The organism is Thermodesulfovibrio sp. TK500a, assembly GCF_055381765.1.
The window spans coordinates 1,624,019-1,648,246 of the sequence record NZ_AP041606.1 but is presented as its reverse complement, the minus strand read 5'-3'; the positions used below and the strand labels follow the sequence as shown (position 1 = coordinate 1,648,246).

General features: G+C 37.1%; 25 protein-coding genes and 1 tRNA gene. 22 read left to right on the top strand and 4 right to left on the bottom strand.

The window, feature by feature from the left end; translation table 11 throughout:
- Nucleotides 1-2: 2 nt before the first annotated feature.
- From ACZ430_RS08680 to aroE, 3 genes are read right to left on the bottom strand one after another with little or no spacing between them, the layout of a single operon-like run.
- The gene (locus ACZ430_RS08680) at nt 3-557 is read right to left on the bottom strand and encodes a PilN domain-containing protein (RefSeq protein WP_297210833.1); all 555 of its coding nucleotides are present in this window, start codon (nt 555-557) and stop codon (nt 3-5) included.
- On the bottom strand, nt 554-1,492 hold the full coding sequence (pilM, locus tag ACZ430_RS08675) for a type IV pilus biogenesis protein PilM (protein WP_297210830.1): 939 nt from the start codon (nt 1,490-1,492) through the stop codon (nt 554-556). Before pilM ends, ACZ430_RS08680 begins: the two co-directional genes overlap by 4 nt.
- Nucleotides 1,492-2,346: a shikimate dehydrogenase gene (aroE, locus tag ACZ430_RS08670; RefSeq protein WP_297210828.1), complete on the bottom strand. Its 855-nt coding sequence runs from the start codon at nt 2,344-2,346 to the stop codon at nt 1,492-1,494. Before aroE ends, pilM begins: the two co-directional genes overlap by 1 nt.
- A 128-nt stretch (nt 2,347-2,474) precedes the next feature.
- On the opposite strand from aroE, the gene ACZ430_RS08665 reads away from it, so the two are divergent.
- The 10 genes from ACZ430_RS08665 to ACZ430_RS08620 all read left to right on the top strand — a co-directional run bounded on the left by ACZ430_RS08665 (nt 2,475) and on the right by ACZ430_RS08620 (nt 12,924).
- Complete coding sequence (locus ACZ430_RS08665) at nt 2,475-3,923, top strand: RtcB family protein (RefSeq protein ID WP_297210825.1); 1,449 nt, start codon at nt 2,475-2,477, stop codon at nt 3,921-3,923.
- Complete coding sequence (locus ACZ430_RS08660) at nt 3,920-4,708, top strand: menaquinone biosynthesis protein (RefSeq protein ID WP_297210822.1); 789 nt, start codon at nt 3,920-3,922, stop codon at nt 4,706-4,708. The genes ACZ430_RS08665 and ACZ430_RS08660 overlap by 4 nt, the downstream gene beginning before the upstream one ends.
- A gap of 27 nt (nt 4,709-4,735) precedes the next feature.
- Nucleotides 4,736-5,380, top strand: coding sequence for a response regulator transcription factor (locus tag ACZ430_RS08655; RefSeq protein WP_297210819.1), 645 nt, complete (start codon nt 4,736-4,738; stop codon nt 5,378-5,380).
- Nucleotides 5,377-6,276 carry an ATP-binding protein gene (locus ACZ430_RS08650; protein WP_297210816.1) on the top strand — a complete coding sequence of 300 codons (900 nt, stop codon included), beginning with the start codon at nt 5,377-5,379 and terminating at the stop codon, nt 6,274-6,276. The genes ACZ430_RS08655 and ACZ430_RS08650 overlap by 4 nt, the downstream gene beginning before the upstream one ends.
- 139 nt (nt 6,277-6,415) lie before the next feature.
- Nucleotides 6,416-6,709 (top strand): hypothetical protein, encoded by a 294-nt coding sequence (locus ACZ430_RS08645; protein WP_297210814.1) that lies wholly within the window; start codon nt 6,416-6,418, stop codon nt 6,707-6,709.
- A gap of 7 nt (nt 6,710-6,716) precedes the next feature.
- Nucleotides 6,717-10,460, top strand: coding sequence for a pilus assembly protein (locus tag ACZ430_RS08640; protein ID WP_464910543.1), 3,744 nt, complete (start codon nt 6,717-6,719; stop codon nt 10,458-10,460).
- Nucleotides 10,445-10,921 carry a pilus assembly FimT family protein gene (locus ACZ430_RS08635; protein WP_464910542.1) on the top strand — a complete coding sequence of 159 codons (477 nt, stop codon included), beginning with the start codon at nt 10,445-10,447 and terminating at the stop codon, nt 10,919-10,921. The genes ACZ430_RS08640 and ACZ430_RS08635 overlap by 16 nt, the downstream gene beginning before the upstream one ends.
- Nucleotides 10,899-11,537, top strand: coding sequence for a prepilin-type N-terminal cleavage/methylation domain-containing protein (locus ACZ430_RS08630; protein ID WP_297210989.1), 639 nt, complete (start codon nt 10,899-10,901; stop codon nt 11,535-11,537). Before ACZ430_RS08635 ends, ACZ430_RS08630 begins: the two co-directional genes overlap by 23 nt.
- On the top strand, nt 11,534-12,463 hold the full coding sequence (locus ACZ430_RS08625; protein ID WP_297210805.1) for a type II secretion system protein: 930 nt from the start codon (nt 11,534-11,536) through the stop codon (nt 12,461-12,463). Before ACZ430_RS08630 ends, ACZ430_RS08625 begins: the two co-directional genes overlap by 4 nt.
- Complete coding sequence (locus ACZ430_RS08620; protein WP_297210802.1) at nt 12,412-12,924, top strand: hypothetical protein; 513 nt, start codon at nt 12,412-12,414, stop codon at nt 12,922-12,924. The genes ACZ430_RS08625 and ACZ430_RS08620 overlap by 52 nt, the downstream gene beginning before the upstream one ends.
- 55 nt (nt 12,925-12,979) lie before the next feature.
- Here ACZ430_RS08620 and ACZ430_RS08615 read toward each other — a convergent pair.
- Nucleotides 12,980-13,053, bottom strand: a tRNA-Met gene (locus tag ACZ430_RS08615).
- Between the two features lie 173 nt (nt 13,054-13,226).
- Between ACZ430_RS08615 and ACZ430_RS08610 the strand changes: the two genes are divergently transcribed.
- From ACZ430_RS08610 to ACZ430_RS08555, 12 genes are read left to right on the top strand one after another with little or no spacing between them, the layout of a single operon-like run.
- Nucleotides 13,227-13,430 carry a cold-shock protein gene (locus ACZ430_RS08610; RefSeq protein ID WP_297210800.1) on the top strand — a complete coding sequence of 68 codons (204 nt, stop codon included), beginning with the start codon at nt 13,227-13,229 and terminating at the stop codon, nt 13,428-13,430.
- Between the two features lie 45 nt (nt 13,431-13,475).
- The gene (gene lipA, locus ACZ430_RS08605) at nt 13,476-14,336 is read left to right on the top strand and encodes a lipoyl synthase (protein WP_464910541.1); all 861 of its coding nucleotides are present in this window, start codon (nt 13,476-13,478) and stop codon (nt 14,334-14,336) included.
- Nucleotides 14,323-15,474: an iron-containing alcohol dehydrogenase gene (locus tag ACZ430_RS08600; protein WP_464910540.1), complete on the top strand. Its 1,152-nt coding sequence runs from the start codon at nt 14,323-14,325 to the stop codon at nt 15,472-15,474. Before lipA ends, ACZ430_RS08600 begins: the two co-directional genes overlap by 14 nt.
- A gap of 20 nt (nt 15,475-15,494) precedes the next feature.
- On the top strand, nt 15,495-16,703 hold the full coding sequence (gene alaC, locus ACZ430_RS08595) for an alanine transaminase (protein ID WP_339944585.1): 1,209 nt from the start codon (nt 15,495-15,497) through the stop codon (nt 16,701-16,703).
- Nucleotides 16,704-16,712: 9 nt separating this feature from the next.
- Nucleotides 16,713-17,222 carry a coiled-coil domain-containing protein gene (locus ACZ430_RS08590; RefSeq protein WP_464910539.1) on the top strand — a complete coding sequence of 170 codons (510 nt, stop codon included), beginning with the start codon at nt 16,713-16,715 and terminating at the stop codon, nt 17,220-17,222.
- Nucleotides 17,223-17,239: 17 nt separating this feature from the next.
- Nucleotides 17,240-18,520, top strand: coding sequence for a homoserine dehydrogenase (locus tag ACZ430_RS08585; RefSeq protein WP_339944581.1), 1,281 nt, complete (start codon nt 17,240-17,242; stop codon nt 18,518-18,520).
- Nucleotides 18,521-18,524: 4 nt separating this feature from the next.
- Entirely contained in the window at nt 18,525-19,235 is a 711-nt protein-coding gene (locus ACZ430_RS08580; RefSeq protein WP_464910538.1) for a HesA/MoeB/ThiF family protein, read from the top strand.
- The gene (locus ACZ430_RS08575; RefSeq protein ID WP_297210777.1) at nt 19,232-19,618 is read left to right on the top strand and encodes a M67 family metallopeptidase; all 387 of its coding nucleotides are present in this window, start codon (nt 19,232-19,234) and stop codon (nt 19,616-19,618) included. The genes ACZ430_RS08580 and ACZ430_RS08575 overlap by 4 nt, the downstream gene beginning before the upstream one ends.
- A 2-nt stretch (nt 19,619-19,620) precedes the next feature.
- On the top strand, nt 19,621-21,396 hold the full coding sequence (locus ACZ430_RS08570; protein ID WP_297210774.1) for a penicillin-binding protein 1A: 1,776 nt from the start codon (nt 19,621-19,623) through the stop codon (nt 21,394-21,396).
- 18 nt (nt 21,397-21,414) lie between these two features.
- Entirely contained in the window at nt 21,415-22,185 is a 771-nt protein-coding gene (locus ACZ430_RS08565) for a ParA family protein (RefSeq protein WP_297210771.1), read from the top strand.
- Nucleotides 22,166-23,005, top strand: coding sequence for a ParB/RepB/Spo0J family partition protein (locus ACZ430_RS08560; protein WP_297210767.1), 840 nt, complete (start codon nt 22,166-22,168; stop codon nt 23,003-23,005). The genes ACZ430_RS08565 and ACZ430_RS08560 overlap by 20 nt, the downstream gene beginning before the upstream one ends.
- Before the next feature lie 9 nt (nt 23,006-23,014).
- Entirely contained in the window at nt 23,015-24,220 is a 1,206-nt protein-coding gene (locus tag ACZ430_RS08555; protein WP_297210765.1) for an anion transporter, read from the top strand.
- Nucleotides 24,221-24,228: the final 8 nt, after the last annotated feature.

Sequence of the window (24,228 nt, the reverse complement as noted above, 5' to 3'; positions counted from 1 at the left end):
TTTTACACCTTGAGCTTGAATTTAATAACAAATTTGTAAATTAATTGTTTTTCGAATTCTGTTTGTGAAGTCTCAATAAGGTTCACTTCATTGAGTTGGGGCGTTGACTTTAGGTTATCAACAAAAGAGACTACATTCAGATTTGAAAATGCATAACCCTCTATAGTTACAGTGTCATCGTAGTTTATTTTTGAAATCCATACTCCGTCGGGCAATTTTTTTACTACAGTTGAAAGTATAGTTAGAGGTATAGCCTGCATTCTCTTAAAATCTTCAATTAATTTTGTTTTATTCTCTATTTCCTTATTTATGCTTTCAAACTTTTTAACCTCATCTATCTTTTGCTTTAGTCCAGCAAGAGTAGTTCTTTGTTGATTTATTTCTTTTTGTAAATCAGCCAATGTTATCTCAAAGTATACAACAATACCTATAATCAAAATTAATGTTAATGCTAATGGAATTATTATTTTTTTCAGCGATTCTGTGGGTAATGATAATTCTAATTTTCTTGGAGCTTTTTTTATCTCTTTCTTTGGCAGTAGATTTATTTTAATCACTTCAACTTCTCCGTTCCTCTCAGTGATAGCCCCATTGATACTGAGGCAAGATGAGAATATTTCTTCATCTTAGCTTCAATTTTTTTATTTATTTTTATTTTCTTGTATGGATTGAACTCTTGTACTTCCTGCTCAAGCCTTTCCTGAAGGGAAGAGACGAATGTAGGATAATTTGACAGATAACCGGTAATATAAATCTTCCTTACAGCGTCTTCTTCCATAAAATTTTTAAAATATTCAACTTGTCTGTAAATTTCTGCTGCAACCTCGTCGGCAAAATTTCTTAACTCGTCCTCACTGGCACTTTCAATATTAACATTGAAGTTGTGCGTGCTATCCCTTATGAAAAGAGGCTTACTTTTTCTTGATATAGAAAAATTAATAACATTCTCGCCTATGTTAATTACCGCTACAGGAAGATTGTCCGTATAACTTACTTCATAGATATTAAAAAGTGCTATAGCTGAAATATCTATTAATGCCACCGACATTCCAGCCTTCTCAAAAGCCTTAATGTATTCATCAACTAATTGTCTGTTAGCCACTGCCACTATTACTTCAGTAAAAGACTTATCCTTTGCTTGTGAGAGAATATGAAAATCAAAGTAAACTTCTTTTACACTAAAGGGGATATGTTTATCAAGTTCATGTGGTAGATTTAGAGCAATTTCGTCTCTATCAACATATGGAACTTTTAATATTCTTACAGCCGTATTTGTTGGACCTGACACGGCAAAAGCAACTTTTGGATTTTTTACTTTAAAATTAGCTAAAGCTCTTAATAGAGTGTTCACAAAAATATCGGCATCTAAAATGCCCTCATTACTCATAACTCCTTCGGGCAATTCGGTGAATTCCCAGTTTACAAGCTCATATTTCTTCTCTATCTGAGCTATTCTCAGAGAAGAAGGCTCTATTTCAATTCCTAAAATCATTATGTATGTTTTGTAGCAAATTTTTTAGAATTTGTCAATACCTTATTTAAAATTTTCATAAATATTTCAGCAGAAGGTCTAACTCCAGTCCATATCTCAAAAGCATAAACCGCTTGCCAGACAAGCATTCCCAAACCTCCAATAACTTTGCAGCCCTTCTTTTTTACCTCTTTCATAAGAGGTGTCTGGGGATATACAACATCGTAGTAAATATGGGAGCTGTTCAATAAATAAGGGCCAATTGGATAGGGGTCATCTCTCTTCATGCCAAGAGATGTAGCGTTTATAACAATCTCCATATCTCTCGTTACTCTTTCACTAAGTTCGGGTAATGCTCTAATCTCTCCGATGTCATTAAATTGCTTTTCTATTTCTTTAGCTTTCTCTATAGTTCTATTAAAGATATAAACTTTGCCTGCTTCCTTTAGCACTCCATAAGCAACAGCTCTGGCTGCACCACCTGCACCAATTAAGAGCACCTTTCTCCCTGCAATTTCAACGCCCTCTTCTTTAATAGAGGTAATAAAGCCTTTTACATCCGTGTTGAAACCTTTAAGAATGCCCTCTGAGTTTAATATGGTATTAGCAGCACCAATTTTTAAAACTTCCTCAGATAATTCATCGAGATACTCAACTACTCTCTCTTTATGAGGAACTGTCACGTTAACTCCCTTCAAGCTAAGTGCCCTTATGGCCTGTACTGCTTCCCTTAAATTTTCCTTTTTTACATAAAATGGCACGTAGCAATAATCAATTTTTAGAACTCTAAAAGCTTCATTGTGAATGACAGGAGAAAGGGTGTGTTCAATAGGAGAGCCAAAGATACCTATTACTTTGGTTTTACCAGTTATCATGGCAACTATTCTAACAAAAGAACTCTTTAAATGACAAATAAAAGGGCATTCTCATTCCATGAACGTAAAGATTATTTCTATCATTTTAGTTAAAATAAAGTAAATAACCCTCAAAATAGGAGGTCTTTATGCCTAAGATTGATGGAACTGTAAGAATTGACCCTTATAGAATAAAAGTGCCAAAAGGATTTGTGGAAGGGATGAAAACAGAAGGATTGATTTTCTTAGACCAGGTATTAGAGGAAGAACTCGAACTCGACTCGGTCCGTCAAGTCGCAAATGTAGCAACCCTACCGGGAATTGTGGGTAAATCCCTGGCAATGCCCGATATTCACACAGGATATGGTTTTCCAATTGGTGGTGTTGCAGCTTTTGATACAGAAGAGGGAGTTATCTCGCCAGGAGGTGTGGGATACGATATTAACTGCGGAGTGAGACTCCTAAAAAGTAACTTGACCCGCGAAGAAGTAGAACCTAAACTGCGTGAGCTTATAGATATTCTCTATAATCATATTCCCTCAGGTGTTGGTTCTACTGGAAAGATAAAGCTTTCAACAAAAGACGAAAAAGAGGTTGTCCGAAAGGGAGCTATCTGGGCAGTTGAGCAGGGTTTTGGAGGAGCAGAAGACTTAGAGAGAATCGAGTCACATGGCTGTCTTGAAGGAGCAGACCCTGATGCAATAAGCCCAAAAGCATACGAAAGGGGACGTTCTCAGCAAGGCACACTCGGTTCGGGAAATCATTTTCTCGAAATCCAGTATGTAGCAGAAGTTTATGAACCTTCTATTGCCGAGGCTATGGGCTTATGGAAAGGCCAATTAACGGTAATGATTCATACGGGTTCAAGGGGATTTGGTCATCAGATATGTGATGATTATATAAGAGTGATGCTTCAGGCTGCTAAAAAATATGGAATTGAACTGCCAGACAAAGAACTTGCCTGTGTGCCTTTTCGTAGCAGAGAAGGACAGCAATACTTTGCTGCCATGAAAGGAGCCGCAAACTATGCCTGGGCTAACAGACAATGCCTTATGCACTGGACAAGAGAGGTTTTTCTTAGAGTATTTAAACTTTCACCAAGAGACCTTGGAATGACTGTTGTTTTTGATGTTGCTCATAATATAGCAAAAGAAGAATTTCATACGGTTGATGGAAAGAGAAAAAGACTGATTGTCCACAGAAAAGGTGCTACCCGTGCTTTTCCAAAGGGACATCCTGAGTTGCCCGATTGCTATAAAGAGATTGGACAGCCCGTTCTAATTCCAGGGGACATGGGAAGAGCTTCTTTTGTGCTTGTAGGACTTCCAAGAGCAATGGAGGAGACTTTCGGTTCAACCTGTCATGGAGCAGGAAGGCTTCTAAGTAGAAATCAAGCAATAAAGCAGGCAAAGGGTCGCTCAATAAAGCAAGAGCTTGCTGAAAGGGGTATAGTAGTCCGTTCTGCTGGCAAAGAAACCCTTGCTGAAGAAATGCCCGATGCCTATAAAGACGTATCAAATGTGGTTGATGTTGTCCACAATGCTGGCATTGCCATGAAAGTATTAAAATTAAAACCAATGGGAGTTATAAAAGGATGAAACTTAAGGTTGGATGGATTCAGTATGCCAATGTGTATCCAATATTTTATGTTCTTCAACGAGAGAGTCTTCTAACAGAAGACATTCATCTCGTAAAAGGTGTTCCTTCCCAGCTAAACTGGGCTCTGAGAAATGAACTTATTGATATCTCTCCCTCTTCCTCAGTTGAGTATCTATTGAATAAAGAACTATATGAATTTATAGATGGAATAAGCATAAGCTCAAAAAAAAGCGTAGGAAGCGTGCTTTTGTTCACCGACCAAGAGCTAAACAGAATGAACGGCAAAAAAATTCTTCTTACTGACCAGTCAGCCACTTCTCATATGTTATTAAGAGTAATCCTTGAAAGTTTTATTGGTCTGTCTCCTACTTATGATATTTCCGCAGCACCATCTTCAGGAGATTCTTTCTTGCTTATTGGTGATGATGCATTAAGATATAGAAAGCAAAATAGAAACAAAAAAGTATATGACCTTGCAAATCTCTGGTATGAATACACGGGTCTACCCTTTGTTTTTGCCCTATGGATTACCAGAAAAGAGATTACAAAACCTGAAAACATTCTTTACGCAGAATATACTAATTTTAAACAAAAACTTCTGTATGCTCGAGACAAATGGAGAGAATACTTTTCTGAAATGGTCAAAGATTATTATCTAAAAAGTTTTATGACCGAAGAAGAAATTCTCTACTACTGGCAAGAAAACATGGATTACGAACTCACAGACTTACACAAAAAAAGCCTGAATTTATTTGAAAATCATCTTAAATCTTTGTTGAAATAATCTCTTCTTTTTTGTAATATTCAATTGATGAAAGTCCTTTTAGTAGAAGATGACAAATCTCTCGGCGAAAGCCTTGAGGAATTTCTGAAATTAAAAGAGATAGATGTATTTTGGATTCATGATGAAAGAAAACTGCCAAATATAATCAAAATATCTGCCTTCGATGTAATAATCTTAGACTTAATTTTGAATTTTTCAAGAGGTGAGGATTTAATAACCTACATAAGGGACAAGAATATAAAAACACCAATACTTATACTTACAGCCAAAAATGAGCTTTCAAGCAAAGAAGAGTGTTTCACAAAAGGAGCAGACGATTACCTTGTAAAACCCTTTGACCCTAAAGAACTCTATTTGAGAATATTAGCCCTTAGCAAGAGAAAACAAATAGAAAGCAAAATTAAAATGGGTGACATTGTTATAAATATTGATTCTAAGACTATTCTGAAGAACAACGAAGAGATAAAAATATCAAAAACAGCCTGGGAATTACTTATCCTTCTTGTAAAAAGACGAGGAGAAATTCTGGATACTGATACAATTCTTAACTACGTATGGGGAGGCAAAGCAGTAGGTGATGAAGTAGTGAGAACCTATATAAAAGAGTTGCGAAAAATACTTCCTGCAAACAGCATTATTACATACAAGGGCAGAGGATATAAGCTGAGTTGAACTTCCAAATAAAAATATTCATTGTTTTTGTAATTGTGATGGTAATAATCTTCTCATTCATAAACTTAGTTACAATTTATTTTTTTCTTGAAGAACAGAAGAAACATGAAAAAGAACTCATTTCAATTTACAGAGAAATCCTAAAAACTAATCCAAACTATCCCCTTCCTCCTAATATGAGAAAAATTGGAAACGATGTGGAATTAGATAATACTCCGATAGATGAGAAATTCAAAGAATACTCGGCAACCCTTCTACTCTGGGAAGGCCTACTTCTTCTTTCGCTAAGTTATCTATTTTATCGCGTTTTAGACATAATTAGCATAAAAGAGAGGGAACATGAAGAGTTTCTTAGATTTATCTTTTTTGTTCTCTCTCACAAAATTGGCAATTTCCTCTCTGCAACAAAAACTAATATAGAAATACTCAGACTAAAACCAGACAGTAAAGTTCTCGATAGAATTGAAAAAAGCTGTAATGTAATCTACAATGAACTAAAAAAATCAATGGAAACCATTAAAAAACTGCCCAGAGTATCAAAAGGTAAACAGGTCATATCTATTAGGGAATTAATAGATAAAATAATCTCTCAGTATGACCCAGGAGAAACAAAAATAATAATCTCAACTCGCGAGACCCTTTTTGAGACAAACAAAGAAGTAATAGAGATGATACTCTTTTTGCTTTTAGACAATGCCTTCAGGTATGGGTATACTAAAGTTCACATAAAAATTTGCAAAGAAGCTATTGCAATAAGAAATGATTTTTCAGAAATTTTTAAAGGTTCAGGAATAGGATTGCAGATAGTTGAGTATCTTTGCAAAACCTATAAATTAGCCTTAAAATACAGAGCAAAAGGAGAGCATTTTTTAGTAGTTTTGAAACTTAAAAAATGATTTAATAGACATTCCCGTTTCTATAGTTTTATGGACACAATCAACTAAAATTGGCCCAATAAATCTCTCACAAAACTTTCACGTTTTTTTGATATTTTTTTGTTAAACTTTTAACAGCTAAGAAACTGGAGGTATGAAGGTGAGATTATTATTGATAGTTTCTATTCTAATTTTAATACCAGTTTTAATACCAGCTTTATCAATTGCTGTGGATGAACTATATCTAACAGGAAAAGTTGTTTATTATGAACCAGACACAGGAAAAATAAAGATTGATGTCTTCAGCGACTCTTGCAAGGGATTAAGAGAATTTTATACAGAAAAAAAACTCTCCAAGGAATTGATATTAAATAGAGTTATCGATTTCGGAATTGACTCAGACCACTGCGATAGATTTAAAACACACACGATAACTACACCTCTTTTAAAGTGAGGATGTTATGAAAAAGTTAATTTTATTTATTTCTATTCTCTTACTTTGCCTCCTAATTAAAGACCATCCATCTGTGGAGTCCGTTGACATGGGAACATACTGCCACATTCCTCCAGGCGTTGGTGAAATAGCTCCGCCCAATGTTTTACTATTAATCGATGAAAGTGGCTCAATGTCATGGTGTGCATACAATCCAACCAGCAGTAATAGTGATTGCTGTAGTAATTCTGCAGGATGCGGCTGGACTTATCGTGACAATGAAGAAGGCTACTTTATTCCAGATAAAATATACCGATACAACTCTACAGGAAGCTACTGGGAAGAGACAACAGGAACCGCCGCTTCATGTCCTAAAATAGCTTCAGGTATAAACACTTCAAATAGATATAAGGGTTCTTGTCTAAATTTCTTATACATGAGAAGAATTGACCTTTTAAGATGGGCATTGACAGGCGGCAAGCCAAACAGCTGTGATTCAAATGATAATAGAAAATGTAATCCAGAGACCTATCCTAACTCATATATAAGCTGTGACAGTTATGGATGCATTTTAAGTTCTGACAGCGGACAAAAAGTTAAAGTACCATGGAGTAGGATTACCGGCTCTGAGGGAGGGCTATTGTTTCAAGTTAAAAACTTTGAAATACGTCCCAGATTTGGTGCAATGTTTTTCTCAGCCAACGGAATACGAACAAACAAGACATATATAGGAGACTTTACAAGTTCTGCCACCTACGATGCATCAAATCCTTATAAAAATACCATTACTCTAATAAACTATGAAGCACCCAGTGGCTCAACTCCTATTGCTCCTGCTCTATGGGATGCATACAACTACTTCAGGCAAAATTCTCCTCAGTATGGAGGTTTTACTCCGAACACAGGAACAGAGTATTGGAGAAACCCACTTTACCAATGCTTTGACGAAAACAATGACGGTAGCTGTCAAAGCAATGAACTAAAACCTGTTCCGTGTGCAAAAAATTTTATTATCCTCCTTACCGATGGACAGTGGAATAGAGGTGGAAATCCTGTAAATGCTGCATGTAGCATAGACATAGGTTATGAATCTTCCTCTGCAGACCCTGTTGTTCCTGCATACTGGTTACATAAAAGAGGGTTTAACAACCCCGTTGATGACAGGACAGGAACATATTTTGTTGACTCAATATATGGAATAGGACTTTGGCTTGGAGGAACAGGTGAAAAATCTCTAAAACATGTGGCCATGTATGGTTCCTTTGATAGAAGCAAAACATGGCCTGGGAACCTAACGGACTATCCAAGAACTAATACTTGTACCGTTGATGACTGTTGTTCTACTTCAAACTGTGGAAAAGGAAGTCCATGCACATCCCTTCCACCTTCATCAACAGATTGGGACAAAAATGGAGATGGAATACCGGATACTTTTGCTGCGGCCTCCAATGCCAGAGAAGTTAAAGCAGCTTTAAGTTATGCCATAAGCTCAATCATGAGCAAATCTTCGTCTGGTGCCACTGTTGCTACTTTATCTTCAAGAAGCGGAATTTCCTCACTAATTCTTCAACCCTACTATTATCCCAAGGTTCCCGATACTGAAGTTCAATGGATTGGATTTTTAAGAGCCTTTTGGGTGGATTTAACAGGAAATATTAGAGAGGATTCTTTAGCCAATAAAATTCTTGACCTTGCCTCTGGTAGTCTTGACAGAATAATACAGTTTTTCGTTGACATAACTGGAAATACAAAAATTACAAGACTTCAAAATGCCAGCACTTGCACTGCCACAGACACAGTATCAATAGATGAGGTCAGTTCCGTATTCAACAGTGGCTGTTGGCTGGCAAATACCTCTCCTACTGATAGAGTTATTAAATTCAATAAAAGTGGCTCTCTTGCCGATTTTTCAACTGCTGAAGCATCACATCTCGCAGGAGTATGGGATGATATAGATAGCACTATTAATTCTACAAATGCCGCCTGTATTGTAAGATATCTAAGAGGTGAAAATCTTTCCTCTGATGCAACCTGTAAAAACTTATCATATGTCAAAAGAATGAGAGAGTTGAATATAAATCATTTCTGCGGTTCAAATGTCACAAAAACATGGAAATTGGGAGACATCATACATTCTACACCATCCGTTACTTCAGATAAACCACAAAATTTCTACCATCTAAGATATGGCGATATCTCCTATCGGTCATATATCACCTCTGATGATTACAGAAGACGTGCATCTATAGCATATGTTGGTGCTAATGACGGGATGCTTCATGCTTTCAGAATAGGTACTATAAAAACTCAGGCTAATGTAAATCAGCCAGCAAAACTTCAAAACTCTCCAAACGATTCCGGAACTGGAAATATTAGCAAGGAGGAATGGGCATTTATACCCAAAAATGCTTTGCCCTATTTACTATGGTATGGACATTACGACTACTGCCACATTCCAACAATTGATTACAGAACGTTAATTTTTGATGCTTCCATAAATGGAGATGCAACTGCATCGAAAACAGTATCAAGTTGGAGAACAATTCTTGTCGGAGTTATGGGATTTGGAGGTAAAAAGTTAGACTTAGGCTCTGGAAACATATACAGTTCTTCAATATTTGTTCTTGACCTTACTGATTGGCTAAACGGCACTTCATCTTCCCCTACTCTTTTATGGGAGGCCACTTTACCAGATAATACACTTACCACATCATTCCCAACAATTGTCAGGCTTGGTGATAAGAATAATAACGGAGAATGGTATGTGGTAATAGGAACAGGACCGAAAGGACCTGAAGCGCTTTCATACGAAAATTCTGCCAAAATATATTTTTACAATCTCAGAAATGGCAGTCTTGTAAAAAGTCTAACGGTAAACGTTGTTGGGGCTTTAGCCGCTGTAGGAGATATTTATAATGTTGATGTAGATGATGATTATCAAGATGATGTAATCTATTTCGGTTTATATGGTAAAACAACAACAGATAACAGCTGGGGTAATTTCTATAAAATATCGCTTAGAAGTGGCAGTTCTTACAAAACCATATCAAGCCTCAATGATTCACACATAAGTTTAGCTGTTAATCTCTCTACATTTAAAACTGGTAATCATCAACCTCCTGTATTTGCCGCTCCCGCATTTACACTTGATGAATCAAGTAATCTCTGGATATTCTTAGGAACAGGAAAATTTCTAAATAACAATGATAAAAATATTCCCTATATGAATTATTTAATCGGATACAAAGACCCCTTCTGGAATACTACAGGAACTACTGTTACAAAAGCTGACCTTGTGAATGTTAAATCAATCCTTACGACTAATACCTCTCTATATCTTACAGAAAGAGAATGCATATGTGACAACTCAGGATGTTCATTGAGGGATATAAATTATTACAAAACTCAACTAAGCGGCAATGTAAATGTTAATACAGGATGGTATTACTACCTCAATGGGGAAGCGATAATCTCTCAACCTTTTCTTTACGGTGAATTGGTGAATAGTCTCGTTTTTATTCCACCAGTAAACATATGCGACTATTCTGGCAAAACAAGATATATAGCTTTACACTACAAGCTTCTCCTTGAACAGAACAAAACTGTGGTCATTGACCAGATAATCGGTGCTGGAACTCCGCCACTGGGACAGCCCTTCCAGGCTCTACCAAGTGGAAAACTAATTGTTCAGACATCGGCAGGAACAATTATTAAACTGCCAACTCCAACAGTTTTAGCACAAGGTAAATTTATAACATGGATAGAAAAATAGCAGGTTTTAGCCTATTTGAAGTGTTAATAGTTATTGCTATTATTAGCATTCTCATGTTTTTCTCGATAAATTGGTATCTGAGATATCAATCTCAAAGATTATTGCAGCAAGCAGCAAATAATATAGCAAATGAATTGGGCTGGATAAAAGCTCAATCTATTGGAAGCGTTCCTCACGGAATTTTTATTGATGACAATAACAGAAGGAGATACATAATATTCAGAGATAACAATTTAGACTGCAATAGAAACATTGACGGAAGTGAAGACATTAGGACAAGGACAGTAAATCTTCCAAATACAGTTAATGCCACAGCCGGTATAGTTATCACAGTAGATCGAAGAGGATATCCTCTCAATGCTATATGTGGATTGGGAATGCAAACTATTAGATTAAGAGAAGATTTTGGAAATGAAAAAGAGGTTATAATTGACAGATATGGTAGGATTAGGATTCAATAAGAAAGGCTTCACTCTAATTGAATTGCTTATTGCGATTTTAATTTTAATGGTAATACTGTTAGGTCTTCTCAGAGGAATAATAGAATATTCGAGATATACAATAAGGGTAAAGATGAAAGATAGGGCAGTTGAAATAGCAAGAACTCTATCAGCAGACCTTGAAAGAATGCCTTATGCAAAGGACGAAAGCGGAACTCCATCAATTTTTTACTCTAACAATAACAACTGGAATAATTCTACATGTACAAATGTATGTTCCTTTGAAAATCAAAATGCCGATGGAGATGATTTCATAGATTTTTACGACCCTTACAATGGTCTGGGCAATTTTTCCTTGCCTTTAGCAAATTTAAACAACATGCGATTAATACCTTCGTCAGATGGAGTAAACTCTTTATGTCAATGCAATGGTAACAACTGCCCAGCAAATCTTCCCGTTTGCACCTACGAGGGATTTTCTGATAGAAGAATATACGCAGGCATAAATGTGGCAAGAATTATCGACGAATCAGGCAGAGAAACGGGTAAGGTAGCTGCTGTAATAGTATGGTATTTCGAACCATTTACAAACAGACTTCAGATTATGAATACAATAGTTGTTAAGGACAACAAATGAATAACAGAGGATTTTCAATAATAGAAATACTTGTTGTAATTGCCATCTTAAGTATTCTTGCAGGTGGAATATTTTCGGCCTTTCAATTTATGGCAAGAGAAAATGCACAAAGACACTTTGTTGCCAAACAAGAACAAGATGCAGCTGTTTTGACTTCCCAACTAACTAAAGACATTGAAACTGCCGGTTTCGGAGTAGACAGAGACAATTTACAGAATATTTCTGTTGGAAATACTCTCACTTTCATCAGTTTAGCCTCAAGGGAAGAGTCGAGGTCTGGATGTTGGGCAATGGTAAGACCTGACAGAACAATGGATATAAGAAGCACAACTTACAGAGGATTAAATTGTGACTTAAATCCAAAAAATTTCTGGTATGTAATACTTGACCCTGTAAGTAAAAGAAATAGGTGTCCGTCTTCATCAGACTTTTTGTGTCAATGTGGAGTAGATGATACAAGATGTGATGAAGAATATATAAATACTCTCGCATTTTTTGCTACTGAACGGAATAATTTGGTATTTCCTAATGACTTCCGAGTAACGTATTTTCTCAACAATGCTAATTTACCAAGAGAGTGTGCTCCAGGCACTTTTAATCTTATGAAATCAGTAGGACAAGATAATGCTCAACCTATGATTTCATGTGTCCAGTCTTTTCTTGTAAGGGCTTATGTGGGGAATGAAAACAATCCTCAATTGGACAACAGTATCGGAGATTTAAGCAATTTTAGAAATATGATAAGATTGTGTATGATAATTCAAGTTGGTGGTAGGCAAACATCATCAACAAATTTACCTCAGTTTAGCAATGAATGTGGTGGTGGACCAAATATAGATAACAATTGGTGGAATAACACAGGAAGGTGGTATAGATGGAAGGTAATAGAACAGGACATCGTTTTAAGAAACTATCAGGCAAGATAGACAGCAGAGGAATTGCCCTACCCTCTGCACTTCTTATCGGAGTTTTTGCTCTATTAGTATTGACAGGAATATATTTTGCACTTACTAAGCTTTTTGGTTCTTCTCAAACTATAAAAACATATTCTTCCGTGCGTGATGCTGCTGCGGGAGGGGTTCATTATGCAATTGCCACAAGAGGCTTCGATATCTATAACAGAGCGCTCAACGGTGAGATATCAGACGGTCACTGCGAAAATTTTAACATTCAGTTTAGATTACAAAATGCTACAGGAGTTTTTGATAATAATATTCAAATCTGTTATACAGGTAGAGGAGAATTCAAAACAGGCTTTGCCAAAGAGAGAGTTATTGGTAGCGGAACAGCAGGAGTTTTTGAATATTGGCTTTTGTTTACTATAATTTCCGAAACTACAGGTCCTCAAGGAACTCGTTCCCGCGTTGAAGCTGTTTATGCTCGTTAGAAATAAGCATTAACAAAAGTTATAAGGCAAGAAAAAAATTGTGACTTATTTTATATGGCGGCGAAGGGATTCGAACCCCTGACACGACGGATATGAGCCGTCTGCTCTGACCAACTGAGCTACGCCGCCGAATATTATAATATAGCAAAATATGTTTTCCTTTAGCAAACACCTCTGAAAGCCAAATAAAAATTTTCCTTTACTTTTTATCCATTGGCATGTTATAAAAGAGAAGCTTAGCATTTTGCGAGCTTTCAGTACCTGCCGTAGGTAGGAAGACACAGAAGGAGGTTTTAAGAAGTATGGCTTTTGAAGGACGTGTTAAGTGGTTTAATGAGTCTAAGGGTTTTGGTTTTATTCAGCAGGACGGTGGTCAGGATGTCTTTGTCCATTACTCATCAATCAAAGGAGATGGTTTTAAAACCCTAAAACAGGGTGACAGAGTTAAATTTGAAGTTGTTGAAGGAGACAGAGGCCCCAAAGCAGTTAATGTAGAAAAAGTCTGAAAACTCTAAGGGGGACACAATGTCCCCCTTTCATAAACCCTTCCTATGCCTCTTCCTGAATGGGTAAAAACACAAATAAGAAACATAAAAACAACTCAAAATTATCTAAAAAATCGAAGACTAAACACAGTTTGTGAGACTTTGAGATGTCCTAACAGAAGTTTTTGCTACAGCCAAAAGGCTGCAACCTTTATGATTCTTGGCGAAATATGCACGAGAGGTTGTAAATTCTGTAATGCCATAAAGGGCATGCCAACTCCAGTAGATAAAGAAGAGCCTGCAAGAATTGCTATGGCCGTTAAAGAACTTTCCCTTAAATACGTTGTAATAACATCTCCTACCAGAGACGACCTCATAGACGGCGGAGCAGAACATTTTGCAATGACCGTAGAAAAAATAAGACTACTTAATCCGAATACATTTACTGAGATTTTAGTCCCCGATTTTAAAGGACATTTTAATGCCATAGAAAAAACCGTAAATTCAGACACAGCTGTTTTTGCCCATAATATTGAAGTAGTAAAAAGACTGTATGGCCATGTAAGAGACGGAGACTACGAAAAATCACTAAAAGTTTTAAGAAAAGCTAAAGAAATAAGGCCTTCAATAATTACTAAGTCGGGATTTATGTTAGGCTTAGGAGAAAGCATAGATGAAATAAGAAAAACCTTAGAAGATTTAAAAACCTCTTACTGCGACATAGTAACAGTAGGTCAATATCTTCAGCCTTCAAAAAAAGCTTTACCTGTAGTAGAATATATAAAGCCCGAAGTTTTTGACATAATTGCAGAACTTGCGCTGGAGATTGGTTTTAAAGTCGTGCTAAGTGCTCCACTTGTAAGAAGCTCAACAAGGGCTTATGAGGCATATCAATTAGTAAAGGAGGGTAGGTATGGAAAACTTTGAATTTTATAATCCTACAAAAATAATTTTTGGAAGAGAGACAGAAAAAAAGATTGGTAAAATTCTTGAGAAAAACGACATTGAAAGAGTTCTTTTTGTATATGGAAAGTCCTCGATAAAGGAAACAGGGCTGTATGACAGAGTAGTTAAATCCCTTCAAAAAGAAGGAATTGAGTTTATCGAGCATGGAGGAGTAAAACCAAATCCTGTGCTTTCGCACACAAAGGAAGGAATTGAGAAAGCAAAAAAATATAAGGTTGACGCAATTCTATCAGTCGGTGGAGGCTCTGTCATTGATGAGGGAAAAACAATCGCCGTCGGAGCTAAAACAGACAAAGAAATATGGGACTTTTTCAAAAGAGGCAAAGAGATTAAAAAAGCTCTACCTGTCTATGTGATACTAACACTGGCTGCTACGGGAAGTGAGATGAACGGATTTGCCGTGATTACCAATGAAGAAACGAAAGAAAAGCTGTCCATATCTTCGGAACACATTTTTCCTAAAGTATCTATCCTCAATCCAGAACTAACCTTTACAGTATCTCAACAGTATCAAGCCTATGCAGCAGTAGATACAATAGCACACGTTATTGAGCACTATTTTAGCAGCGAATACTGTCCCAATCTACAGAATAGATTAATCGAAAGCATAATCAAAACAGTAATGGAGACTACAGAATTAATTTTCCGAGAGCCACAAAACTATAATGCCCGTGCTGAATTCATGTGGACTGCCACAATTGCTCTCAATGGGCTCACAAGGCTTGGTATAAAAGGAGGAGAATTTCCAAATCACATGATAGCCCATGCACTCGGAGCACTTTATGACCTACCACATGGTGCTTGCCTAAGCATTGTAATTCCAGCATGGATGAAGTGGTATAAAGATAAAAACATAGCCCAGTTTGAAAGATTTGCAAGGGAGATATTTAATCTCAAAAGTGCAGACGAGGGAATTGAAGCACTCAAAGCATGGTTCAGAGATAAAGGTGCGCCTGTGACTTTGAAGGATGTAGAGATTAAAGAGGAGGATATTTCAAAAATTGCAGAAAATGCTTACAGCATAGCCACTGTATGGGATATGGCAAAAAAATATTCCTTAGATGTATTGACAGAAATACTCAAAAATGCAAATGATTAAATAAAAACGGAGGAATAATGATGTTTGATTTCCCAAGAATTAAGAGACTGCCTCCTTATGTATTTGCCGTAGTAAATCAATTAAAGATGGAGCTACGAAGAAAAGGTGAGGATGTAATAGACTTAGGCATGGGTAATCCAGACCTGCCAACTCCAAAACACATCGTTGAAAAACTCTGTGAAGCGGCAAAATTAGGGAAAAATCACCGTTATTCTGCCTCAAGAGGTATAACTCAACTTAGGTGTGCCATATCAGAATGGTATAAAAGAAGATTTGATGTAGATATTGACCCAGAAACCGAGGCAGTTGTAACTATTGGCTCAAAGGAGGGATTAAGTCATCTCTTGCTTGCAGCAATTCAGCCTGGCGATGTAATTCTTACGCCTTCGCCAGCCTATCCAATCCATCCTTACGGTGCTATCATAGCAGGAGGAGATGTAAGATACTTTAATGTATGTCCTTGCATGGATTTTTTTGAAGAGCTTGAGAGAGCATATAAAAATTCATGGCCCAGACCGAAAATGTTAATTATAAACTTTCCCCATAATCCTACAACTGCTGTTGTTGAGAATCTTGACTTTTTCAAAAAAGTCGTAGATTTTGCTAAAGAGAATAACATAATGGTAATTCATGACTTTGCCTATGCTGATTTAGTATTCGATGACTACAAAGCGCCAAGCTTCCTGCAAGTACCTGGAGCAAAGGATGTGGGAGTAGAGTTTTTCTCTATGACCAAGAGCTATTCAATGGCAGGCTGGAGAGTAGGTTTCTGTGTTGGAAATAAGGAGATTGTAGGAGCACTCACCAAGATAAAGAGTTATCTTGATTATGGAATGTTTCAGCCCATTCAAATTGCCTCTATTGTTGCTTTAAGGGGACCACAGGACTGTGTTGAGGAGATAAGAAAGACCTATGAAAGAAGAAGGGATGTGCTGATTAAGGGGCTCCAGCAGGCAGGCTGGAATGTAGTTCCTCCAAAGGCAACAATGTTTGTATGGGCTGAGATACCAGAGCCTTTTAAGAAAATGGGGTCTCTTGAGTTTGCTAAATTCCTTATAAATGAAGCGAAGGTTGCCGTATCTCCTGGAATAGGTTTTGGTGAAGGTGGAGAAGGCTTTGTTCGCTTTGCCCTTGTTGAGAACGAGCACAGAATAAGACAGGCAACAAGGGGAATTAAGAAGGCATTAAACTTAGTTCCCTTTGTAAAGAAGGCAAGAAAAGTAGTTTAGGTGAATCCTATGGAAATAGAGAAAATTTTAGAGAAGTTTAAAGAAGCAATAGTAGGCGAGGTAAAGGCTGAATTAAAGGAGTTCAAGGCTACTGTTTCAGGTCAGCTTGAAGGTTTTAAAGTTGCTCTTGACTCGATGAATACAAGGATTACCAATGTTGAGGCTGAAATTAGAGATTTAAGGCGAGCCCTTGAATATATCAACAAACGTATTGACGATACAAATATGAGGATAGATGAGACAAACAAAAAGATTGATGAACTAAGGGTTGAACTTAAAAATGAGATAATTAAAAACACTGAGAGAATTGATGAAACCAACAAAAGAGTAGACGAGATGAATAAGAGAATTGACGAAACTAACAAGAGAATTGATGAGACAAACAAGAGGATAGATCAACTTTACTTAGAAATATCAGAAATCAAAGTAGACTTGAGGGAAGCTCTCTCAAGGAAAGAGATAATTGATGATGTCTTAATAAGAGTGCAAAGACTTGAGGATAAAGTTCTTGCAGCATAAAAAAATTGGGAGGTAGAATGAAAGAAGTTAAGGTTGGAATAATAGGGTTCGGTGTTGTAGGCACAGGAACAGTAAAAATTCTTCTAACCCACAGGGATATAATCAAAAAAAGAACTGGCATAGACCTTATACTCAAAAAAGTTGCCGACAAAGACATAACAAGATCGAGAGAGGTTACACTGCCTGAGGGTGTGCTTACAAAGGATGCCAGAGACGTTATCAATGACCCTGAAATAGATATTGTCGTAGAACTTATCGGAGGACTCCATCCTGCAAAGGAATTCATTATGGAGGCTTTAAGCAGAGGCAAGCATGTTGTCACAGCAAATAAAGCCTTACTTGCCGAAGACGGAAATGATATCTTTGCCCTTGCTAAAGAAAAAGCCTTACAGATTGGCTTTGAGGCAAGTGTAGGAGGAGGAATTCCAATAATAAAAGTCATGCGTGAAGGGCTTGTGGCAAATAAAATGCTTGCCATTTACGGAATTATCAATGGTACAACTAACTATATCCTCACCAAAATGACCAATGAAGGCATAGACTTTCAGGATGCCCTAAGAGAGGCTCAGCAGCTTGGCTATGCCGAGGCTGACCCAACCCTTGACATTGAAGGTATTGACTCTGCCCATAAGATTACAATTTTAGCATCATTAGCATACGGCATACCTTTTAACTTCAATAAAGTCTATTGCGAGGGAATTACAAAAATTACTGCTCAAGATATTGCATTTGCAAAAGAGTTTGGATACAAGATAAAGCTGCTTGCCATAACAAAAATACTAAATGGAGAGATAGAACTTAGAGTTCATCCTACCATGATTCCTGAAGACTATCTAATTGCTAAAGTTGACGGTGTATTCAATGCCATATATGTCGAGGGAGATAATGTAGGAGCAACCCTTTACTACGGTAGAGGCGCTGGAAGTATCCCAACAGGAAGCGCTGTAGTTGCTGATATTGTTGACATCGCTAAAGGGGGAAATCAGGCTGCCCTTGATTTTTCAGAAGCCCTCAATATAAAGCCTATCGAAGAGATAGAAAGCATGTATTACTTTAGGTTTACCGCTTTAGACCGACCTGGAGTGTTGTCAAAAATTTCAGGGGTATTTGGAGAACACAACATAAGCATCGCCTCTGTTATTCAAAAGGGAAGGTCAAAGGCTGGCGCAGTTCCTCTGGTTATCCTAACGCACAAAGCAAAGGAGAGAGATGTGCTTCAGGCTCTTGAAAAAATAGACAAACTTCCAGTTGTTGCTGGAAAAAGTGTGTTCATCAGAGTTGAAGGACAGGAATCCTGAGCTTTTGAGATATCAAAGACAGATAATCCTCAATGAGATTGGCATAGAGGGACAGATTAGGCTTAGAAAATCAAAGGTTTTGCTTGTAGGCGCCGGTGGACTTGGTAGTATCGTGGCTTACTATCTTGCCTGTTCAGGAATTGGCTATCTTGGTATAGTTGACCCTGACATTGTTGAAGAGAGCAATCTTCAAAGGCAGATTATCCACACAGAAGAAAACATAGGAATGCCAAAAGCCATATCAGCCATGATAGGCCTAAAAAAGATAAACAGCAAAATAAACATACTTCCCTATCCTGATGAGATAAAAAAGGAAAACGTTTTTCAATATATTGAAGATTATGACCTTGTAGTAGCCTGCCCTGACAACTTTAATAGCCGTTTTATCTTGAATGATTCCTGTGTTAAGACAGGAAAACCTCTTGTAGTTGGAGCAGTAAACGAATTTGAAGGCCATGTATTTGATGTAATTTCTCCTGAAGGTCCCTGCTACAACTGTCTTTTTGAAGAAGCAAGAGATGAAAAACTTACAAGGGGTATATTTGCTCCTGTAGCTGGAGTAATCGGCGCAATACAGGCTGCCGAAGCCCTTAAAATTCTTCTAAACATTGGTAATCTTCTAAAAGGAAGAATGATAGTTTATGATGCCTTGAAAGAGAGTTTTCGTGAAGTTAAGTTTTTAAAAAATCCCTCCTGTAATGTCTGCAAAGGATGATAAGAATAAAAGAAGAAATCTATATGGATATGCTAAAGCATTGTATCAATTGTTTTCCTCTTGAAGCATGCGGACTTCTTGCAGGTAAGAAAGAGATTACAGAAATATACAAAATAAAAAACATAGAACCTTCTTCAACAAGCTTTTTCTTTGACCCTCTCGAACAATTAAAAGCATTTAAGGATATTAAGGCGAAAGGAATTGAAATGCTGGCCGTGTTTCACAGTCATCCTTTTGGAGATGCCTATCCGTCTTTTAAAGACATCGAACTTGCCTGTTATGATGTTTACCATATAATCATAGCCATAAAACCTCAGCTTTCTGTAAGATGTTTTACAATAAAGGAGGGAGTAGTTAAAGAGGTTGAACTGGATATAGTGTAGAGATGATAAAGCAGATTAAATATATTCTATTCTTCACATTTCTTTTTGTAACCGGAGTTTTTTCTGGCTATGTTTTCTGGCTATTTTCAGACCTCCCCGATGTAAAATCTCTTGAGGGATATAGACCTCTTGAAGCATCTATTGTTTACTCTTCAGACGGTCAGATTCTTACGGAGTTTTTCTACGAAAGAAGAAAATTCGTTCCCCACTATGAAATTCCTGACTTAGTAAAGAAAGCTTTTATAGCCTCAGAAGATGTTAGATTTTATAAACATCCTGGTGTTGATATTATCGGAATTCTAAGAGCTCTTTACAGAGACATAAAAGCGGGCGGTATTGTTGAGGGTGGTAGTACCATAACACAACAGCTTGCAAAAATGTTATTTCTAAAACCTGAAAAAAGTATAACCCGAAAGCTAAAAGAAGCAATACTTTCAATCCAAATAGAGAAAAAATACACGAAAGATGAAATTTTAGGTCTTTATCTAAATCAGGCCTATTTCGGAAATAGAGCCTATGGAATAGCAGCAGCAGCAGAAGCTTATTTTGGAAAATCCTACAAAGAACTAAAAATTGCTGAAATAGCCTTGCTTGCCGCAATGCCAAAAGCTCCTTCTGCCTATAATCCCTTTAAAAAACCTGAAGCGGCTCTAAAAAGGAGAAATATTGTTTTAAAAAAGATGTTTGAAGAAAAATTTATCTCTAAAGAACAATATGAAGAGGCATTAAACACACCCCTACCAGAACATCCTCACTGGAGAAAATTTGAAGCTCCCTATTTTGTGGAAACCTTAAGGCAAGAGCTTGAAGCAAAATACGGAGAGAGACTTTACAAAGATGGACTGAGAATATACTCAACCATTGACCATTCTCTCCAGAAAAAAGCAGAAGAGGCTGTGAGAAAAGGGCTTGATGAATTACATAAGAGAGTTAAACCTTCTGTTCAGGCCGCATTGATTGCCATAGACTTGAAATCGGGACATGTTAAGGCACTTGTAGGTGGAAACGACTTCTGGGAAACTCAATACAACAGGGTATACTCTCTGAGACAGCCAGGAAGTGCCTTTAAACCCTTTGTTTACGCCGTAGCCCTAATGGATGGTTTCTCTCCCGAAGATACCATAATAGACTCACCAGTAAGCTTTCCGGGAGCTGTGCAAGGCAAAAGCTGGAGTCCGAGAAACTACAACAACGAATATCACGGAGAAGTCTCTCTAAAAAAAGCCATTGCCCTCTCCCTTAATGCCGCCACTGTAAGACTTGCCTCGCAAGTAGGAATAAAAAATGTCGTAGATTTTGCTATGCAGTGTGGATTAAGCACTAAAATTCATCCCTATCTTTCCACAGCCCTTGGTGCTTCCGATGTAAAACCCATTGAGCTGACAGCGGCCTATTCAGTTTTTGCCACAGGCAAAAAAATCAAACCAATATTCTACGAAAAAATTACTACTCACAAAGGTGTTATAATTGAGGAAAATCATCCCGAATTTGAAGAGATTTTACCGGAGGAAATTGTTGAACAGATGAGAGAACTACTACATGAAGTAGTGCTTTCAGGAACAGCGCAAAAAGCAAGGGAGTTAGGTAGAGAGGTCTATGGCAAAACTGGAACAACTAATGATTTTTCTGATGCATGGTTCGTTGGTTTTGACGATACTCTTCTCGTTGGTGTGTGGGTAGGCAGAGACAATCATAAACCAATAGGTCCGAAAGAGGCAGGAGCACGAGCAGCCCTTCCAATATGGATTGAATTCATGAAGGGGGCAAAGCCCTTCTGAGTAATGGTAAAATATAAAATGGGCAAAATAGTAACGATAGTAAATCAAAAAGGTGGAGTTGGCAAAACCACAACAACCCTCAATCTCGGAGCTTGTCTGACAATAGAGAAGAAAAAAGTGCTTCTTGTTGATTCAGACCCTCAGGGCAATCTCACAACTGGCTTGGGAATTGACAGAGAAAAACTCAAAAAAAGCCTTTATGACCTCTATATAAACTCAACAAAACCCGAAAGCGTATGGGTAGAAACTAAAAATGAAAACTTATGGCTCATTCCCTCAACTATTGACCTTGTGGGAGTTGAGGTAGAACTAATCCAGAGAAAAAATAGAGAGTTTTTGCTTCGCAATATCATTACTCCTGTGGCTGCTCAATTTGACTATGTCCTCATTGATGCACCACCTTCTTTAGGACTGCTTACCCTAAATTGTCTTGTATGTGCCGACTCCATATTAATTCCCGTGCAGTGTGAGTATTATGCCCTTGAAGGACTTGGACTTTTAATGAGGACGGTGGAACTGGTTAAAAATTTTAATCCAAAACTTGAAGTTGAGGGAATTCTGCTTACTATGTTCGACTCAAGGAATACCCTTTCAAAACAGGTTGCAGAGGAAGTGAAAAAATTTTTCGGGAAAAAGGTATATAATACAGTCATACCAAGAAATGTTACTTTGGCTGAAGCACCAAGCCACGGCAAACCAGCAGTATTTTATGATATTAAATCAAAAGGTTCTCAAAGCTACTTAAGTTTTGCGATGGAGTTTATGCTAAATGAAGAAAGCATTAGGTAAAGGATTAGAAGCCTTAATACCAAAAGTTGAAAAAGAGCAAAATAACTCTCTATTGATTGAGGTGGAAATAGAGAGAATACTTCCTGGCATGGCGCAGCCAAGAACAGGCTTTGACCAAAACTCTCTTCAAGAACTTGCCCAGTCAATTAAGGAAAAAGGTGTCATTCAACCAATCGTTCTCTCAAGAGTTGGTGATGGAACTTTTAGAATTATTGCGGGAGAGAGAAGATGGAGAGCAGCAAAATTAGCGGGACTTGAAAAAATCCCTGCCATAGTAAAAGATGTCTCTCCTGCTGAAGCTGTAGAGATTGCCCTTATTGAAAACATTCAAAGAGAAGACCTTGACCCAATTGAAACTGCCATGGCCTTTGAAAGATTGATAAAAGAATTTAATCTAACTCAAGAGGAACTATCTCAAAGAGTTGGAAAAGACAGAGCTACCATAGCTAATTTCATAAGAATTTTAAAACTTCCTGAGGCAATAAAAGAACACATACGACAAGGGCATATTACGGTTGGACATGCAAAGGCAATACTCTCTTTGGATGATACAGATAAACAAAAAAAATTGGCTGCTTTGATAATAAAAAAATCTCTCTCCGTAAGGCAAACTGAAGATTTAGTTAAAAGATTCACCAATCCCGTATCTAAAAAAGTTAAAGAAGAAATCCCCGAAATAAATGACCTTGAGGACAGATTAACCAGCGAACTGGGAACAAGAGTTAAAATCCTGCACAAAGGCAAAAGGGGTAAACTTGAGATATATTACAACTCCCTCGACCAACTCGAGGGAATTCTTGAAAGAATAATCAAAAAATAAACTCTTCCAATGGATATCGCCTCTGTAATTTTTCTGCTTACATATACTGTTATAGCCTTAGGACAGCCTCCTTTATTCAGAATAGACAGGACTGGTGCAGCTATAATAGGTGCTTCATTAATGGTTATTTTTAAAATACTCTCAGTTTATGATGCCTACGAGGCAATTGATTATAAGACAGTCATAATTCTTTTCGGAATGATGGTTCTAATAGCTAATATAAGACTTTCAGGTTTTTTCAATCTCGTTCAACACTTTATCCTGTCTAAAATAACAAATCCTTTACTCCTTTTAGGAGCGATAATTTTTACATCTGGTATTCTTTCAGCCTTTTTTATAAACGATACGGTTTGTTTAATATTTACTCCCTTTATTGTTGAACTTACTAAGAAACTTGATATAAATCCAAAGCCCTATCTTTTAGGCCTCTGCATGTCTGCAAACATAGGAAGTGTTGCCACAATAACAGGCAATCCTCAAAACATTATAATCGGCTCTGCTTCGGGAATAAGCTACGGAGCTTTCTTTTTAAAAATGTTTCCTGTAGCAATGGTTGGTCTCATAATTTGTTTTATTTTAATAGCTTATATCTATCGGAGAGAACTCCGTAAAGAAATTGAAAAAACAACGACAATTAGATACAGATACAACAAAGCTCTTGTAATTAAGTCTTCTATCTTGGCCATTATCACTCTAATGCTTTTCTTTTACGGTATACCTCTTGAGATTGTATCTGTGGGAGTTGCATCCTTTCTTCTCATTACCAGAAGAATTAAGCCAGAGAAGGTTTATAGTCTTATCGATTTTAGACTTTTGATATTGTTCATAGGTCTTTTCATAGTGATAAAAGGATTTGAAAACTCTGTTCTTTTTGAGAGAATTCTTGGCAATGCAGCTCTTTTAGTTCAAACACCTTTAGCTCTTATTTTATCGTCAACAGTTTTGTCAAATATAGTAAGCAATGTCCCTGCTGTCTTAATTTTTAAACCTTTAATAAGCAGCTCTGGAAATTCTGAATTTGCATGGTTATGTCTTGCAATGAGTTCTACCTTTGCAGGCAATCTAACAATTGTTGGCTCAATCGCCAATATAATAGTCATAGAATCTGCGTCCCAAAAAGTAAAAATTTCCTTCTGCGAGTATCTAAAGGTTGGAGTTCCCATTACGTTATTGACAATTCTTGCTGGTTTTATGATACTTGTTCTTTTGTCTTAAGAAAATGT